Annotated in this window: 16 protein-coding genes; 7 read left to right on the top strand and 9 right to left on the bottom strand. The window is 63.6% G+C overall.

Translation table 11 applies throughout. From position 1 onward, the window contains the following. Nucleotides 1-4: 4 nt before the first annotated feature. The 5 genes from BRAGE_RS52390 to BRAGE_RS47685 all read right to left on the bottom strand — a co-directional run bounded on the left by BRAGE_RS52390 (nucleotide 5) and on the right by BRAGE_RS47685 (nucleotide 5,983). A complete protein-coding gene (locus BRAGE_RS52390) occupies nucleotides 5-1,501 on the bottom strand; it encodes an ATP-binding cassette domain-containing protein (RefSeq protein WP_027564475.1) in 1,497 nt (498 codons plus the stop codon). After that, nucleotides 1,485-2,483 (bottom strand): branched-chain amino acid ABC transporter permease, encoded by a 999-nt coding sequence (locus BRAGE_RS52385; RefSeq protein WP_027564476.1) that lies wholly within the window; start codon nucleotides 2,481-2,483, stop codon nucleotides 1,485-1,487. Before BRAGE_RS52385 ends, BRAGE_RS52390 begins: the two co-directional genes overlap by 17 nt. Continuing rightward, on the bottom strand, nucleotides 2,483-3,364 hold the full coding sequence (locus BRAGE_RS0103780) for a branched-chain amino acid ABC transporter permease (RefSeq protein ID WP_027564477.1): 882 nt from the start codon (nucleotides 3,362-3,364) through the stop codon (nucleotides 2,483-2,485). Before BRAGE_RS0103780 ends, BRAGE_RS52385 begins: the two co-directional genes overlap by 1 nt. Nucleotides 3,365-3,416: 52 nt before the next feature. Then, nucleotides 3,417-4,574: an ABC transporter substrate-binding protein gene (locus BRAGE_RS0103775; protein ID WP_027564478.1), complete on the bottom strand. Its 1,158-nt coding sequence runs from the start codon at nucleotides 4,572-4,574 to the stop codon at nucleotides 3,417-3,419. 71 nt (nucleotides 4,575-4,645) lie between these two features. Further along, nucleotides 4,646-5,983, bottom strand: coding sequence for an MFS transporter (locus BRAGE_RS47685; RefSeq protein ID WP_063617236.1), 1,338 nt, complete (start codon nucleotides 5,981-5,983; stop codon nucleotides 4,646-4,648). A gap of 230 nt (nucleotides 5,984-6,213) precedes the next feature. On the opposite strand from BRAGE_RS47685, the gene BRAGE_RS0103765 reads away from it, so the two are divergent. The 7 genes from BRAGE_RS0103765 to BRAGE_RS47680 all read left to right on the top strand — a co-directional run bounded on the left by BRAGE_RS0103765 (nucleotide 6,214) and on the right by BRAGE_RS47680 (nucleotide 12,154). Further along, nucleotides 6,214-7,128, top strand: a complete 915-nt coding sequence (locus BRAGE_RS0103765) for a dihydrodipicolinate synthase family protein (RefSeq protein WP_027564479.1) — start codon at nucleotides 6,214-6,216, stop codon at nucleotides 7,126-7,128. Between the two features lie 110 nt (nucleotides 7,129-7,238). Then, the gene (locus tag BRAGE_RS0103760) at nucleotides 7,239-8,108 is read left to right on the top strand and encodes an IclR family transcriptional regulator (RefSeq protein ID WP_028146195.1); all 870 of its coding nucleotides are present in this window, start codon (nucleotides 7,239-7,241) and stop codon (nucleotides 8,106-8,108) included. Nucleotides 8,109-8,908: 800 nt separating this feature from the next. Further along, nucleotides 8,909-9,943: a Cj0069 family protein gene (locus tag BRAGE_RS0103755; protein WP_027564480.1), complete on the top strand. Its 1,035-nt coding sequence runs from the start codon at nucleotides 8,909-8,911 to the stop codon at nucleotides 9,941-9,943. Between the two features lie 3 nt (nucleotides 9,944-9,946). Beyond that, entirely contained in the window at nucleotides 9,947-10,543 is a 597-nt protein-coding gene (locus tag BRAGE_RS0103750; protein ID WP_027564481.1) for an ABC transporter ATP-binding protein, read from the top strand. After that, complete coding sequence (locus BRAGE_RS0103745) at nucleotides 10,540-11,334, top strand: ABC transporter permease (protein WP_027564482.1); 795 nt, start codon at nucleotides 10,540-10,542, stop codon at nucleotides 11,332-11,334. The genes BRAGE_RS0103750 and BRAGE_RS0103745 overlap by 4 nt, the downstream gene beginning before the upstream one ends. A gap of 256 nt (nucleotides 11,335-11,590) precedes the next feature. Beyond that, complete coding sequence (locus BRAGE_RS55685) at nucleotides 11,591-11,764, top strand: hypothetical protein (protein ID WP_167336480.1); 174 nt, start codon at nucleotides 11,591-11,593, stop codon at nucleotides 11,762-11,764. Between the two features lie 9 nt (nucleotides 11,765-11,773). Then, complete coding sequence (locus tag BRAGE_RS47680) at nucleotides 11,774-12,154, top strand: hypothetical protein (RefSeq protein ID WP_231164099.1); 381 nt, start codon at nucleotides 11,774-11,776, stop codon at nucleotides 12,152-12,154. A 280-nt stretch (nucleotides 12,155-12,434) separates the two neighbouring features. Here BRAGE_RS47680 and BRAGE_RS0103740 read toward each other — a convergent pair whose 3' ends face one another. The 4 genes from BRAGE_RS0103740 to BRAGE_RS0103725 all read right to left on the bottom strand — a co-directional run bounded on the left by BRAGE_RS0103740 (nucleotide 12,435) and on the right by BRAGE_RS0103725 (nucleotide 16,482). Beyond that, the gene (locus tag BRAGE_RS0103740; protein ID WP_027564483.1) at nucleotides 12,435-13,136 is read right to left on the bottom strand and encodes an SDR family NAD(P)-dependent oxidoreductase; all 702 of its coding nucleotides are present in this window, start codon (nucleotides 13,134-13,136) and stop codon (nucleotides 12,435-12,437) included. 30 nt (nucleotides 13,137-13,166) lie between these two features. Further along, a complete protein-coding gene (locus BRAGE_RS0103735; protein ID WP_027564484.1) occupies nucleotides 13,167-13,973 on the bottom strand; it encodes a glutathione S-transferase in 807 nt (268 codons plus the stop codon). A 75-nt stretch (nucleotides 13,974-14,048) separates the two neighbouring features. Then, nucleotides 14,049-15,248, bottom strand: a complete 1,200-nt coding sequence (locus BRAGE_RS0103730) for an ABC transporter substrate-binding protein (protein ID WP_027564485.1) — start codon at nucleotides 15,246-15,248, stop codon at nucleotides 14,049-14,051. 73 nt (nucleotides 15,249-15,321) lie between these two features. Continuing rightward, on the bottom strand, nucleotides 15,322-16,482 hold the full coding sequence (locus BRAGE_RS0103725) for an iron-containing alcohol dehydrogenase (RefSeq protein ID WP_027564486.1): 1,161 nt from the start codon (nucleotides 16,480-16,482) through the stop codon (nucleotides 15,322-15,324). Nucleotides 16,483-16,531: the final 49 nt, after the last annotated feature.

The raw sequence follows: 16,531 nt of genomic DNA, 5'->3' as shown, positions 1-16,531 counted from the left end.
AGGCCTATTCCGCAGCCTCGCCGTGGCCGAGATAGGCGCCCATCAGGCGCGGGTCGCGCGCAACTTCGGCGGCGCTTCCCTCCGCGACGATGCGGCCCGAACTCAGCACGTAGCCGCGATGCGCGACCGACAGCGCCATGCGCGCGTTCTGCTCCACCAGCAGAATCGCGGTCCCCTGCCGGTTGACCTCGACAAGTTTGCCGAAGACCTGCTCGACCAGCAGCGGCGCCAGCCCCAACGAAGGTTCGTCGAGCAGCAGCAGGCGCGGACGGCTCATCAAGGCGCGCGCGATCGCCAGCATTTGCTGCTCGCCGCCGGAGAGCGAGAAGGCGAGCGAGGCCGACAGGCGCTTGAGATTGGGGAACAGCTCCAGCATCTCCTCGATCAACCGGGCCAGCTCGGCATGTGGACGGCCATAGGCGCCGATCTTGAGGTTCTCGATCACGGTCAGGCCGCCGAACAGGCGGCGGCGTTCCGGCACGAGCGCCAACCCCATGCCGACGAGCCGCTCGGTCGGCTCCTTTGTCAGTTCGTGGCCGGCGAAACGCACCGAGCCGGACGCGTGCGCAAGCCGCGCGATCGCCTTCAACGTCGAGGATTTTCCGGCGCCGTTGTTGCCGAGCAGCGTCACGAACTCGCCGGTGCCGACATTGAGGGAGACTTTCCGCACCGCCTCGATGTCGCCGTAGCGGACGGTGAGATCGGCGACTTCCAGCAGCGGCGCGCCGGTGCCCTCACTGGCGCGGCCGACTTGCGCGTGAAGCTCGGCTTCGCGGTCGGCGCGGCCGAGATAGGCCTCGATGACGACGTCGTTCTTCTGGATCTCCGCCGGCGTCCCCTCGGCCAGAACCTTGCCGAAATTGAGCACGGTGATGCGGTCGGCGAGCGTCATCACCACCTCCATCTCGTGCTCGATCAGCAGGATGGTCATGCCGCGCGCATGCATCTGGCGGATCACCTCGATCAGGCGCGCGGTTTCGGCGTGATTGAGACCACCATGCGGCTCGTCGAGCAGCACGAGGCGCGGCTCCAGCGCCAGCGCCTTGGCGATCTCGAGCAGGCGCCGCTGCCCCTGTGGCAGCGAGGCCGCGCTGGAATCGGCAACGTCGGCGAGGCCGACGAACTGAATTATCTCCTCGACCCGGCGCGCGTTCTCCTGGTCGAACCGCCAGGGATGCGCCCGCCCGTGCCGCGCCGCGAGCACATTCTGGCGCACGGTCATCGAGGCGAACAGGCGGGTGTTCTGAAACGTACGCGCCAGCCCCATCGCGGCGAGCTGATGCAGCGGTTTCGACGTCACTGCCGCACCGGCAAAGCGCACCTCGCCTTCAGTCGGGGTGTAGATGCCGCTGATGATGTTGAACAGCGTGGTCTTGCCGGAGCCGTTGGGCCCGATCACCGCATGGATGGTACCTTGTCCGACCGAGAGCGAGACGCCTTCGAGCGCGGTCAGGCCGCCAAAGCGCTTGGTGACGCCGGTGAGTTCAAGCAGCGCGTTCATGATGCGTCACATCCGATCGTGCAAAGGATTTCTCGCGGCGACGCAGGCTGCGGACCACGGAGATGACCATGCCGGAGAGGCCTGCGGGGAAGAAGGTGATGACGAGGATCACCATCACGCCGAACACAGCGAAGTAATATTCCTGCATGAAGCGCAGCAGCTCCGGCACGAAGGTGTAGAGGATCGCGCCGAGCGCCGCACCGAGCGGGCTGCCGAGACCGCCGACGACCGCCATCGCGAGGTACGAGAAGGTCGACTGCCAGGAGAACACGTCGGGGCTGATATAGCCGCGCAGCAGCACGTAGCAGATGCCGGCGAGACCGCCATAGGCCGCCGAGATCACGAACAGCATGATCTTCAGCCGCGAGATGTCGACGCCGACGGCTTGCGCGGCGAGCGGATCGTCGCGCAGCGCACGGATGCGCAGGCCAAGCGGGCCGTTCGCGATCCAAACCTGGAGTAGATAGGCGATCGCCACGATGGCGAGCAGAACCCACAGCATCTTGTCGTTCTCGCCGGCAAGACCGATGCCGGGGATCGCGGTGATGCCGTTGGCACCATTGGTGAGGCCTTCCCAGTTCACCAGCAGGCGCTCGACGATCAGCGCGAAAGCGAGCGTGCACAGCGCGAGATAATGGCCCTTCAGACGAAGCGTCGGCCAGCCCAGCGCCATCCCGACCGCAGCGGAGAGCGCGATCGCGCCGACCGCGGCGACCGGCACCGGCATGCCCGCGGCCTGGAGTAAGGTGAAGGTGTAGGCGCCGATGCCGAAGAAGGCGCATTGCGCCAGCGACATCTGACCGCCGAATCCCAGGATGAAGTTGAGGCCGAGCACCAGGAGGATGTTGATCAGGGTCACGTCGGCGACCTGAAGATAGTACACCGACAGGAACCGGGGCAGCAGCAGGCCGCAGAGGATCGCAGTCGCGATCACCAGGACGGCGAGCGCGCGCATCGTCAAGGCGTTTGCATCGGCGGACATCAGGGACGCTCCAGTTCGAGTTCGCCAAAAATGCCCTGCGGGCGGAACATCAGCACCGCGATCAGCACGCCGAACGCAATGACGTCGATATATTCGGAGGAGATGTAGAAAGATCCCGCCGATTCGATCACGCCGAAGGCGAGGCCGCCGACGAGCGCGCCGGGAATCGAGCCGAAGCCGCCGAGAATGGTCGCCGCGAAAGCGCGCAGCGACAGGTTCACGCCCATGTCGGACGAGACGTAGGAGAGCGGCGCGATCAGCCAGCCGGCCAGTGCCGCCAGCATGGTGGCATAGGCGAAGATGAAGGCGATGATACGCGCGGTCGGGATACCCATCAGGCGCGCGGCCTCGGCATCCTGCGCGGTGGCGCGCATGGCGCGGCCGAGCGCGGTGTGCTGGAACAGCACGTGCTGGATCGCCATCATCGCTGCGAGCGCGGCCAGGATGACGAGATATTGCGCATAGATCGTCGAGCCGAACAGGTGGACGGAGGTCGTGCCGAGCGGGCCGGCAAAGTTGAGCGGTTGCGGTCCCCAGATGATCACGGCGATGTTCTGGAGCGCCATGGACAGGCCGAGCGTTGCCACGATGGCCGACAATTGCGGCGCGTTGCGCAAGGGATGATAGATGCCCCAGGCGAGCGCGGCGCCGAAGATGCCGAGGATCACCAGCATGGTGACGAGGTTCAGCCACAGCGGCATGCCGAGACGGTTGGCGAGCCAGCCGACGGAGACGAAGGCGCCCAGCATCACGAGGTCACCTTGCGCGAAGTTGACCAGTGAGACCGCGTTCCAGATCAGCGTGTAGCCGAGCGCCACCAGCGCATAGGCTGCTCCGACCGCCAATCCCACCAGCACGATTTGAATGAATGTCTGCAACATCGCATGATCCCATCGCGGGCGTCGGCCGCCTGATCTTCGGCGGCCACGCGCATCAGCTCGTGATGACCTTGACGATCTCCGGCTTGCCGCCGGCGACCCTGGTGATGATGCCGGAATGGGTCATGTCGCCGTTGTCGGTCCAGCCGTAGCGGGTGACGATGCCCTGGAAGTCGCGGATTTCGGTGAGCGCCTTCTGGATCGCCTCGCCCGAGATGGCGTTGGCGCGCTCCATCGCGGTGATGATCAGCCTGGCGGCGTCGTGATAGACGGTGGCATAGAGCTCCGGCTCATCGCCTGGATAGGCCGCGGCGTAGAGCTTCTTCCAGGCCTGCACGCGCTGATCGGGATTGTCCTTGACGAACTCGCCGATCGCCATGCAGCCGTCGGCGCCCTCGCCGGCAAGGCCGAGGAAGATCGGCTGCGAGAACGCGGTATTGCCGGCAATGCCGAACTTCACGCCGAGCGTCTTGCTCTGCTTGGCGATGAGGCCGGCCGGCTGGTCGTCGGTCCAGACGATGATGCCGTCGACGCCCGCCTGCTGGAAGGCAAGGATCTGCGAGGTGTAGTCCTTGGTCGCATCGGTATGGGCCTGCACCAGCACCGGCTCGACATTGCGCTTGGCGAGCGAGGCCTTCACCACGGCGATGCCGGATTGGCCGAATGCGGTGTTGACGTAGCCGAGGCCGATCTTCTTCCATTGCAGATCTTCGGTGACGTATTTCACCAGCAGATCCGCGCCGATCGCGTCGTTGAGGCGGACGCGAAACACCCAGGGGCTGCCCTGCTGGGTCACGACCGGCCCGGTCGCGCCGGTCAGAGCCGGGATCTTGTATTTTCCGAGCAGCGGCACGTTCGGCAGAATGCCGGGCGTGTAGTGCGGGCCGACCAGCGCCACCACCTCGTCCTGCGTCGCGAGTTTGGTGACGGCGTTGGCCGCAGCCGTCGGGTTCGGGCCAAGATCGTCGGCGATCCGCACGTCGATCATGCGGCCCTTGATACCGCCCTTGTCGTTGACCTGCTTCACGGCGATCGCGACGCCATTCTTCATCCATTGGCCATTCTGGGCGAACTGGCCGGTCATCGGGCCTGAGATGCCGATGCGGATGGGATCGGCGGCATGGGCACGGCCGATGATGGCCGGGGCGGCAAGCGGCGCAAGCGCGAGCGCCTGGATCAGACTGCGTCGAGAGACGTGCACGGGAGACACCATGGAATTTCCTCCGATGTTTTGACGAGCCCCGCCTCGATCGGGCGGGTGATTCAAAAGCAGGACGTCGGACCTCAAGCGCCCGCGCGCAGTGGGCGCAGGCCGAAGGTGCAGGCGGCCGAGAGCAGCGCCATGGCAGCCATGTAGCCGGCGACCCAGGCGGGGGAGCCGTATTCGGCCAGCAGGGCGGTTGCGACCAGCGGCGACAGGCCGCCGCCGAGGATCGGGCCGAGCTGCTGCACCAGCGACAGGCCGCTGTAGCGGATACGCGCCGGGAACAGCTCCGAGAAATAGGCGCCCTGCACGCCGTAGACCGAGCCATGGCCAAGCGCGAGACCGAGTGCGATCGCGAGCCAGATCATGCCGGTGTGGCCGGTGTTGAGCATCTGAAAGAACACGAGCGCGAGCACGACCTGGAACAGCATGCCGCCGACATAGACGGTGCGGCGCCCGATCCGGTCCGACAGCGCGCCGAACACCGGCAGCGCCACGCATTCCAGCGCGCAGCCGACCAGGACGCCGTTCAGGATGGTCTGGCTCGGAAGACCCAGTCTGGTCTTGCAATAGGTAATCGCGAACACCGCGTAGATGTTGAACAGACCGCTCTCGGCGATCTTCGCGCCGATGCCGAACAGGATGTTGCCGGCGTGGTTGCGCACAGCCTCGACGACAGGCACACTGGCAGCCCCCTCCTCGTTCAGCACGTGCTTGAACGCCGGCGTCTCGGCGATGCGGAAGCGGATGAAGACGCCGATTCCAACGAGGACGATGGAGAACAGGAACGGAATCCGCCAGCCCCAGGCCAGGAAGTCGGACTCGCTCATCGAGGTCGAGAGAATTCCGAGCAGCGCGATCGGGATCAGGAAGCCGCCGGGCACGCCGATATGGACGAGTGAGGAGAAGAAGCCGCGCCGGTCGGCCGGCGCATGCTCGACCGTCATCACCATGCCGCCGCCATACTCGCCGCCGATGCCGATGCCCTGCAGCAGGCGCAGGCCGATCAGGCAGATCGGCGCGGCAACGCCGACCTGCTCATAGGTCGGCATCAGTCCGATCAGGAACGTGCCGAGCCCCATGATCAGGATGGTGAGGAGCAGCGCGGTCTTGCGGCCCACGCGATCGCCGAAATGGCCGAACAGCACGCCGCCGAGCGGACGCGCGCAATAGCCGACGAAGAAGGTAGCGAAGGCAAGCAGCGAGCCAACCAGCGGATCGGTGCTCGGGAAGAAGATCTTGTTGAACACGAGCGCAGTCGCGGTCGCGTAAAGTGTGAAGTCGTAATACTCGATCATGTTGCCGATGGCGCTTGCCACCGCAACCTTGCGGATGTCGCTCGACTCCCGCGCCTTGATCGCAGCGGACGACTGATCCGCAACAGCGCCGGCCCCGATCGATCCAACCATCTCGCTCATGACGTCATCTCCCGACTTCGGCAGGGCACGGCCCCGCGGACATTTTGTCCGTATTGCGGACATCATGAGCAGCGACTTATCCCACATGTCAAGGAGATTTTTCGACAAGGCTTGCCATTCGTTCTAATTCATAGCGCTAGAAATCCAGCGCATAACTAACCATGCTTGACGCCATGCGATCATTTGTCGTATTCGAATGTTCACATTCCGGACAATCAAAGGAGGAAAAAATGCCAGCGAAGATCACCGGGATCATTCCGCCCCTCACCACGCCGTTCGACCAGAACGGCGACATCGACGAGAAGGCGTTTCGCCGCCAGGTAAAGTTCCTGCTCGACAAGGGCGTGCATGGCCTCTGTGTCGGCGGTAGCACCGGCGAGGGTCACACGCTCACTGCTGATGAATTCCGCCGCCTGATCGAGGCCTGCGCGGAAGAGCTGAACGGCAAGGTGCCGCTCGTCGCCGGCATCATCGCGAACTCGACCCGCGAAGCCATCGCCCGCGCCCGTGCTGTGGAGCACGTCAACGTCGCCGCGCTCCAGATCACGCCGGTGCACTATCTGTTCAAGCCGGACGAGGATGCCACCGTCGGCCACTTCAAGACGCTGTCGGAATCGGTCAAGCAGCCGGTCATCATCTACAACGTCGTGCCCTGGAACTATCTCAGCCCTGCGCTGCTCCTGCGCATCATGAAGGAGCTGCCGGGCGTGATCGGCGTCAAGCAGAGCGCCGGCGACCTCAAGCTGATGGCCGACCTGCTGCTCGACGTACCTGCCGGCAAGGTGGTGCTGACCGCGGTCGACGCGCTGCTCTACCCGTCCTTCGCGCTCGGCGCGCACGGCACGATCGCGGCCAACCCGGCCGCCGTGCCCGGCGCCTGCGTCGCGCTGTGGAACGCTGTCCAGCGCGGCGACCACGCCACTGCGATCGAGATCCACAAGCGTCTGCTGCGGTTCTGGAACACCATCGTCGGCGACAACCTGCCGGCCTGCGTGAAGCATGCCCTCACTCTCCAGGGTTCGCCGAGCGGCCTGCCGCGGCAACCGATGCCGGCGCCGACCAGCCGGCAGAAGGAGGCGATCGCCGCCGCGCTCAAGCCGCTGATGGAGGTCGAAGGCAGCGTGAGGCTGGTCGCGGCCGAGTGAGGATTCGACAACGGGCGCGGCCGCATTGCCGCCGCGCCCGATTCCGTCTAAGCCGGGGTCCTGATCGCGGCCTGCGCTTCGCAAGGCCACGTCGCCCGGAAGGTCCCGACATGACGAGCGCCGACAGCAGTCGACAAAGCGTGAAGTCGCTCTTCAAGATGCTGGAAGTGCTCGAGGCGTTCTCCTCGAGCGACCCGGAGCTCAGCGTCGTCGAGATCGCGCGGCGCACCAGCCTGCCCCGTACGACCGTGCATCGTATCGTCGACAGCCTGCGCAGCGTCGGCTTCCTGGAGCAGGACGCCAGCCGGGATCGCTACCGGCTTGGCCTGAAGCTGTTCGAGCTCGGCGGCAACGCGCTGACGAACCTGCCGCTCTATCGCGAGGCGCCGCCCTTCGTCGACACGCTCGCCAAGCTCACCGGCGAGGACGTGCATCTGTGCATCTTCGACGGTGCGCAGATGGTCTTCGTCAGCCGCCGCAACCAGGTTGCCCGGCCCCATAACACCGTCATCACGATGGAGGCCTCGCCCTGCCACTCGACCGGCGTCGGCAAGGCCGCGCTCGCCTTCCAGAGCGAAGCCGTGATCGAGCGCGTCATCCGCGCCGGGCTCGCCCGTTTCACGCCGAACACCATCGTCGAGCCGAAACGGCTGAAGGCCGAGCTCGCGGCAATCAGGGCGCGCGGCTATTCGGTCGACGATTGCGAGCACGAGCCTGAGCTCCGCTGCGTCGGCGCGCCGATCCGCAACAGCGCCGGCCGCGTCTTCGCCGCAATCAGCGCGAGCGGCCCTAGCCGACGTGTCACGCCCGAACGTGTGCCCGAGCTGGCACGTGCAGTGATGACCCATGCCGAGCTGCTGTCGATCCGACTGGGGTATCAGCCAGCCCCGCACAATCCGCCCACGAGCCCTGCTCCCGAGCGTACCACCAAGCGTCGTCAACGCAGCGCGGCAGGCACGGCACAAAGCGAACGAGCTTGAATCGCACGCTGGCGGCGTGAGGAATGTCTGCGGAGATCCTTACGGACGAAAAACACCGTTTGAAAAACCGTTTTAGGTGGCCTTCTCAAACGGTTTCTCTCGCTAAGGTCTTGATTAATATGGTGGGCGCACCAGGGCTCGAACCTGGGACCCGCCGATTAAGAGACATGCTACGGGCCGTTGATTTTTCGAGAGAATTTTTCCAACTAAGCCAAAATCCGATCATTAGAGATCAATGGCTTACAGCGAAACATCCAACTGCAAGAGCGCGTCGGGATTAGCGCAGATCGATATCGGAAACGTCGGGGGTTCGAGTCACTGGGGCGCTACCGCCTTTCCCCACACGACCAAACCTACGATATCTCATCCGATCCTTCCGAGGCAGGCACTTTGTGGGTGCCTCAACCAGGCTCATCCCGCGAGCTGTTCGGGGAAACCGCGCCCTCCGCCGATCGAGCAATCCCCCCCTTTCCGGCCGGACGCGCCTGGCTTTCGCGGCGCGAAAGCAATGCCGCCGGCAAGACCTGGATCGAGCGGATTGCCACGTATTCACCCGCCGAGTTCGTCCAGCAGCGTCTTGCTTTCCTTCAAGTCGCGCACGTCGAAGCCCTAATTGAACCAGCCGTGGATCGGCCCAGAAGTCGGTCTCGGCGCGCGAACCCGACTTTGCATCCCGAAGGACGAATGGTCACTTGATGGGGCCAAGCGACCTCACGTAGACTGCCCGGGCGGGATCAAGCAGACTCCCGGCGAGACTTCGGTCCAAGTTCTGCGCAGCACGCAACACGTGGAGCTTGCGCATGGATACCGAACGACAACCCTCTCCCCGACGTACCGTCGCCATCCTCTCGCGAGGAGACGCCATCGCGCGTCGAGACGCGACCTCGAAAAACGGCCGCTTCGTCGACGTCTTCGAGGCGCTTGCCGCCGTCGGCGTGGAAGGGCGCCCCGCGATCTACGACGAAAGCTTCGCCGACGCGGTCCGCGAACAACTGCTCGCAGTGGACGGCGTGCTCGTCTGGGTCAACCCGATTCAAGACGGCCGAAACCGCGCCGGTCTCGACGCCCTGCTGCGCGACGTCGCAGCGCAGGGCGCATGGGTGAGCGCCCATCCCGATGTCATCCTCAAGATAGGTACCAAGGAAGTCCTCTATCGTACCCGTTCGATGGGCTGGGGATCAGACACGGCGCTGTATCAAACCGCCGCGGCGATGCGCGCCGAGTTGCCGACCCGGCTCGCGAGCGGACCGCGCGTGATCAAACGCAACCGCGGCAACGGCGGCCAAGGCGTCTGGAAGGTCGAGAAGCTGCCGACCTCCTCCATGATAAAGGTGCTGGACGCGACCAAGGACGCACCCGAGGAACTGACGCTGGATGATTTTGTCCGTCGCTGCGCGGAGTATTTCGAGAACGGCAGCGTGATCGACCAGGCGTTCCAGCCTCGCCTGAGCGAGGGCGTGGTCCGCTGCTACATGGCGGGCGATCGCTGCGCCGGCTTCGGTCACCACAAAGTCAAAGCCTTGGTCGACTCGCCGGTCGCGCGTTCCGAAGCTGGACCGCGGCTCTACACGTCAAACGCAGACCCGCGCTTCCAGCGGCTGCGTCGGTTGATGGAGGACGAGTGGACGCCACAGTTAACCTCGCTGCTGGACATCGCGCGAGATGACCTCCCCGCGATCTGGGACGCCGACTTTATGCTCGGCCCCGTCCAGGCGGATGGGAGCGACAGCTACGTGCTCGGCGAGATCAACGTCAGTTCGGTCCATCCCTACCCGGGCGAGGCGCCGGCGGAGATCGCCAGGCGGGTTGCCGATCGGCTGCAGCTTAAGCTTTGACGCATGCTGACGGTCAGCGGGCTCAAGCGCCTGCACATCTCGGTATCATTCGACCTGCAGGACGGTGAGTGCGTCGCCCTGCAGGGACCTTCAGGGGTCGGAAAGACCTTGCTGCTTCGCTCCATCGCGGATCTCGATCCCAACGAAGGAACGGTCAAGCTTGACGGAACGCTCAGAGAAGCGATGCCCGCCCCCGCGTGGCGAAGACAAGTGACCTATCTCGCCGCCGAGCCTGGCTGGTGGTCCGACATCGTGCAGGAACACTTCACGGCATGGGATGACGCCCTGCTGCTGGTCACACGCGTGGGGCTGCCAGATGACTGCGGACCTTGGCCGATCCAGAGACTTTCGACCGGCGAGAGACAGCGATTGGGGCTCGTGCGGGCGCTCATGCTGCGATCGCGGGTGCTTCTGCTGGACGAGCCAACCTCGGCCCTCGACCCAGCATCCGCTGCGGCCGTGGAAGCGCTGATTGCCGAACGCGTCTCGGATGGAACGAGCGTCCTCTGGAGTACCCACGACGATGCCCAAGCCCGCCGCGTCGGGTCAAGGATATTTGCGATGAGCCCCGATGGTGGCATCGAGGAAAACCGGCCGTGACGTACATCCAGCTTTCGTATGGTGATCTAGTCCTGCCCGCCCTCCTCGTCGTCATGGACGGCGTTCTTTCGCTTGTTCTCCGCCTCAAGCTTGAGAGGCAACTGGCCATCGCGACCGTGCGCATGGTGCTTCAACTCGTCCTGGTGGGATACGTGCTGACGTTCCTGTTTGCCACGGTATCGCCGCTCTGGACCGCCCTCGCCGCCTCCATCATGGTTCTCTTCGCCTCGCGGGAGATCGTCGCGCGGCAGAACCGGCGCCTACCCGGCATTTGGAGCTACGGCTTGGGCGCCGGCTGCACGCTGCTCGCCGCCGGTACCGTCACGATGTTCGCGCTCTTGACGGAGCTACGCCCGGATCCCTGGTATCATCCGCGCTATGCGCTGCCTTTGCTGGGCATGATCCTGGGCAACACCATGACCGGCATAAGCCTGGGCCTGGACGTGCTGACAAATAGTCTGGTGCGCGAACGAGCCGCCATAGAAGCTTGTCTTGCGCTCGGCGGCACCCGACACCAAGCCCTGCTACCAGTCATACGGGATGCGTTGAGAAGCGGCTTCATGCCGATCATGAACAGCATGGCGGCGATCGGCCTTGTTTCCCTCCCGGGGATGATGACTGGCCAGATACTGGCCGGCGTCGAGCCGGTCGATGCGGTGAAATATCAATTGCTGATCATGTTCTTGATTGCCGGCGGGACCGGGCTAGGAACGCTGGCCGCGGTCCTCGGCGGCGCACACCTGCTGACCGATCATCGCCACCGGCTACGTCTCGATCGAATTTCCCGCTGAAGAGTTCCCTTTCAAGATCACCGCTGGCGGCGCCCGCGTCCTCGGCGCGCACCTCACACTGCGGCAACTTTCAAATTCCGACGCGCGGGGATGGAGAAGGCAGATCTTGCAGGGCCGAGACGACACCGCGACGCACGACGAGGCGGCGAGAATTTGAAATAAAAAGTGAAGAGAAGAGCGGGGATCTTCCTCAAAGCTGACTTGATCTGTTCCTTCGCTGCTACCCTAGGCGCCAATAATTGATGAGTAAGCAGCAATGACTGATCAGCAATTAGCCTTGGAAGCGATTAACGACGCGCAACTCATACTGGAAGAATACCTTCAGCCCTGTCCCAAGGATAATGCGCGTATCCTTGAAAAGTTGGTGGAAGTTCTCGAACGGCCTGCATTGATCGTTGCTTTAAGTCGATTGCAGCAACACGGCAGTTGAGCGCGGCCCATGAGCAAACCCCTTCGATCGTTTGCTTTAACAGTTGGCATTGCCGCGCTCTCATCGCTCGAAATGACTAGTGGACACGCTAAGCAACAATGCAGCGCCACGATGCCGCCAAATCCACACGGGCAATGGTGGTCCTATCGTCTCATCGACGGACGAAAATGCTGGTACGCAGGCAAGCCGATGCTATCGAAAGCATTGCTGGAATGGCCCACAGAGCGGCTTCCCGAATTCGGGTCTCGCGGAGAAGCTCCAGGCATTGTCATTGCTGACAAGCCCGGCAATCCCTTAGATGCCCAAGCATTGGCACTGAAAGAGGACTTTGACACTTTTGAAGGGCGATGGCGTGCTAGGATCTCCAGCTCCAACACTGGGCACGACTGACCGATACGAGCGACGAACGGATGTTCCGGAGGGCGCGGAACGATTGCGGCGGTGATATGCGGCCACGACAGGGCAAACGTTCAGCAAGGCATCTCCGCGGGCTTCAACCAGCGGGAAGCAAACCCGGACAAGAGAGGCCGGCGACGGTGGTGGGGGGAAAACCGCCCCCGAGGCGATCACTTGCGCAACCCTCCTCCATGATCTCTCGGCATAGCGCCGGAATACGAGACGAAAGAGTGCCTCGAGTCGGCGCGATGCCATCGGCAACGACTCCTCCCGGCTACCAGCTTTCTCCAAACGGCCGCAATTCAACATTGAACGACCATGCGCTTCGATCCTGGTGGGCGACGTGCCAGATCTCGTCCGCGATGGCGCGCGGTTTGATGAAGAAATCGTCTGGCCGATCTGGCCAGCGTTTCCGTGTCCACTCGAGGTCGATCACGGCATCGACCACGACGTAAGCGACGTGAACGCCCTGTGGCCCGAGATCGCGCGCCATCGCTTCGGCGAGGATTCGCTGCGCCGCCTTGGTCGGCGCGAAGCCGGCGAAACCGGCCTTGCCGCGCAGGGCCGAGGTGTTGCCGGTGGCAACGATCGCACCCTTTCCGGCCGTCACCATCGCGGGGACGAACCGCCGCGCCAGATACAGCAGTCCCATGGTATTGACCTGGAAATTGCGATTCAGGATCGATGGATCGATCTCGCGAAATGTGCCGAACGCACCACCGACGGCGTTGTGGATGACCACGGCGGGATAGCCGAGATCGCGCTCCACGGCCGACCCTACCGCGTCGATCTGCTCGGGATCGGAAACATCGCAGCGGAATCCTTTCGCGCCCGGCAGTTCCTTCTCAAGGGCAGCGAGACGCTCCTCGTTCCTGGCGAGCAGAGCGAGGCGATAGCCACCCTCGGCAAACCGTCTGGCGAGAGCGGAACCTGTGCCAGGGCCGACGCCGGATATCAGGCAGACAGGCGCGGTCATGCGATAAGTCCTCCACGTTCGGCCGGCAGGTCAGTTGCCAGCCTTCGCCAACAGCTTTTCGACGTATGACTTCAGATCAGGCTGGAAATGCACGTGCTCGACGAGACGAGCGAAATGAGCAAAGGTCCGCGGATATTCATCCTGCACTGCCGGATGCAGTATCCTGTCCAGCCCGAGCTTGTGCAATTGCTTGGCCCGCGCATGCTCATTCAGGAACAGCGCAAACTCTGCGGCAAAGCAGATATCGGCCAGCGATAATCCCGTACCCACCAGTGCCTCGCGCCGCGGGGACAACGCCTGCTCGATCCCCGATGCATAGATCGCAAACGCTTCCCTTGCTCGCGCGTGAACGGCCGCATCGACCGTGCCGCCCGACAGCGCCAGGAGATAGATCTGCGAATCCCGGGCAAACACCAGGCTGACGTCGAGAAAGCTGTCGATCCTGGACGCCTCATAGGCATCGTGCCCGTAGAGCGTGGACTTCGACTCGCCGAGCCGTGCCACCGCCCGCATGATGCTGTTCGATTCGAAGATCCCGATTTTGCCATTACGCCCGAAAGCGGCAGGCACATTGCCGAACGGCTGCGCTTCCATAAACGCATCGGTCTTGAAGAGTTGCGAACCGGTCAACCCAACCCGGCCGGTTCGCGCCAGCGAAGATAGCGAGACGCGTTCATGCTCCGCCAATGGGCGGGCGTCATAGTCCCATAACCAGTCCCGCAGCTCCTTGGGGGAAGCTCCTCTGACCTCGACCTCCACGCCGCAGAACCGCGCTGCGATGGTCGCCTTCCAGACCCGGGGGTTCGGCAAGTAGGAGAATATCCGCAGGTCAGCCATGGTGGATTCATCCTGATCGTTTCCGGCCCTCGTTGGACCGCACCTCGAGGCCTGGAACGTCATGCGACAGATGGGTTACTCTGAGGTCGCGTCAAGAATCCCGCCGAACGGTTCCCAGCGGCTCCCGGTCCAGCGCTGAAGCTGCAGTTGCGTCCAGACCATGTTGTTGGTTTCGCTGGTGTTGATCCGGATGCCCGGCAGTGCTGTCGACAACGTGAAGTTCTTCAGCGACTTCGCCTGCTTGATGACGTTCTCGCGCGAGAGGTCATCGCCGCATTGCTTGAGGATCTGCTCCAGCAGCATGCCCTGCTGATAACCGGTCAGATAACTCGTATTGGTGATATCGGAGCCTGCTAGATACCGATCGAAGAAGGCGCGATAGGCCTTGATGGCCTCGTCGTCCTTCCAGCTCTCGTCGTTTGGATCCTTGTTGAAGGTGCCGACGATGACGCCCACTGAATTCTCTAGCCCCGCCGGCTTGATCGTTCCGGCAATCGACGACGACGGGAAATTGATCAGGATCGTCGGCTTCCACGCCGTCTCGGCCGCCCGGCGGATCGCCTGTGCGGCGAACTTGGGCGTGCCCGCGATGAACAGCGCCTGTGCGCCGGAGCTCTTCAGCGCCACGACCTGCGAGTCGATCGTCGGCTCGGTGACCTCGTAGCTGGCGGTGACCACGCGCTTGTCGAAATCGGCGCCGAGAACTGCCTTGAACGCGCTGACGTAGTCGCGGCCGAGATCGTCATTCTGGTAGAGAATGGCGTATTTCGCCGAGGGCAACGCGCGCATCAGATATTTGGCGTAGATCTTCCCTTCGGTGTCATAGCTGACGAGCCCGGTGGTGGTCAGCGGATAGTCCTTGACACTGGTGAACTTGCTCGCGCCAGTGACGATCGCAATCGTCGGCACGCGCTTGGCAGCCAGATATTTCGCCACCGCAGTGTTGCCTGCGGTACCGAGCTGGCTGAACATGAACGCGACTTCGTCGCCCTCGACGAGTTTTCGTGCATGCTCCACCGACTTCGGCGGGCTGTAGGCGTCGTCGAGCATCAGATAGTCGATCTTGCGTCCATTAATGCCGCCACGCTCGTTGACCGATCGCATATACGCCAGCACGCCATGTCCGACCTGGCCGATCGAGGAAGCAGGCCCGCTCAGCGGAAAGATGCCGCCAATCTTGATGCTTGTTGCGGTGACGCCGACCGGATCGCCCGCCCAGCAGGGTGCGGCTGCGGCAATCAAGAGTGCACAGGCCAGTCGGATGCTCCTAAACATCACGTGTTTCTCCAATGTTGCTTTTGCGCGCGGCCTTCCGTGCGGCAGGCCGTGATGGACACTTGGCGCTTCTTCAGGCGGCTAATTTGAGAATCTTGACGATGTCGGCGGGCTCACGGATCGGCTGAGGATTGGCCCGCGTGAAGATCGAGAGCATTGCGTTCTTGCCGATCAGCTCGAAGCGGTCCTCGGCAACGCCGACATCCGCGAGCCTCCGCGGCAAGCCGAGCTCCGCGATGAATGTCGCGAAAGCGTCGCCGGCATCCCGTTGCGGTGCGCCAAGCGCCGCTGCGACCAACCTCTGTGCGGCTTCCGTGGCGGGGCGATTGTATCGGAGCACGCTTGGCATCATCACGGCCGTGCAGAAATAATGCGGCACATCGCAGGTCCCACCGAGGACATGGCCGATGGCATGGCTGGCCCCCATCGGAACGCGCGACTGCAACCCGAAGGCCGACATCCAGGACCCCAACTGACAGTTCAGCCGCGCCGCTTCATCGTTCGGATTGTCCTTGGTGCGCCGGAGTCCGTCGTACAGATAGCGCAGGCCCTGCTGGCACACGGCGTCGACGAGCACATTGGGACGGCTGGAGCAGATCGCCTCGATGCCGTGGTCCATCGCGCGCGTGCCGGACCCCAGCCAGAGCTTCTCGGGCGTGTATTTCGTGATCGCTGCATCGAGGATGATGGTTCGCGGCATCATCATCGGATGATTGAAAATCTGCTTCAGCTTGCGGCCGGTGTCTGTGACCAGCGCACCGGAATTGTATTCGCCGCCGGAGAGCGTGCTCGGGATGGCGATCATGCGCACTTTCGGGGTTCGGAATGGCCCGAAGCGGCGGTCCGGCGTGGTCTCGAACCCATCGAGCCCCATCGGTTTGAAGATTTCGTGCTCCATGCACATCAGCACGATCTTGGCCGCATCGACCACCGAACCGCCGCCGATCGCAACGACGAGGTCGGCTTGGGCATCCCGGGCCTGCCGCGCGATCTGCGTCACCACGTCCCGGGTCGTGTGCTGGGGCACGCCATCAAAGGTCGCGGCATGGCGCGCACCGAGCGCCGCCCGGATCTTCTCGATTTCGTCGGTCGTGGTGTTGAGCGTGCGGCTCGCGATCAGATAGACACGCTTGGCGCCCAGCCGCTCCGCCTCCTCCCGCAGTGCCTCTGCCGCGGGCTTGCCGTAGATCACGGATTCCATGGTGGGGTACTGATGGCTACCGACGACGGGCATGCTCTTCCTCCCTGATGTTCTTTTCTCCGCACCGCTGAGGCGTCGGTGT

Source organism: Bradyrhizobium genosp. SA-4 str. CB756, assembly GCF_000473125.1.
Lineage (GTDB): Bacteria > Pseudomonadota > Alphaproteobacteria > Rhizobiales > Xanthobacteraceae > Bradyrhizobium > Bradyrhizobium arachidis.
The sequence above is the reverse complement of the archived record's forward strand: the minus strand, read 5'-3'. Positions and strand labels throughout refer to the sequence as shown.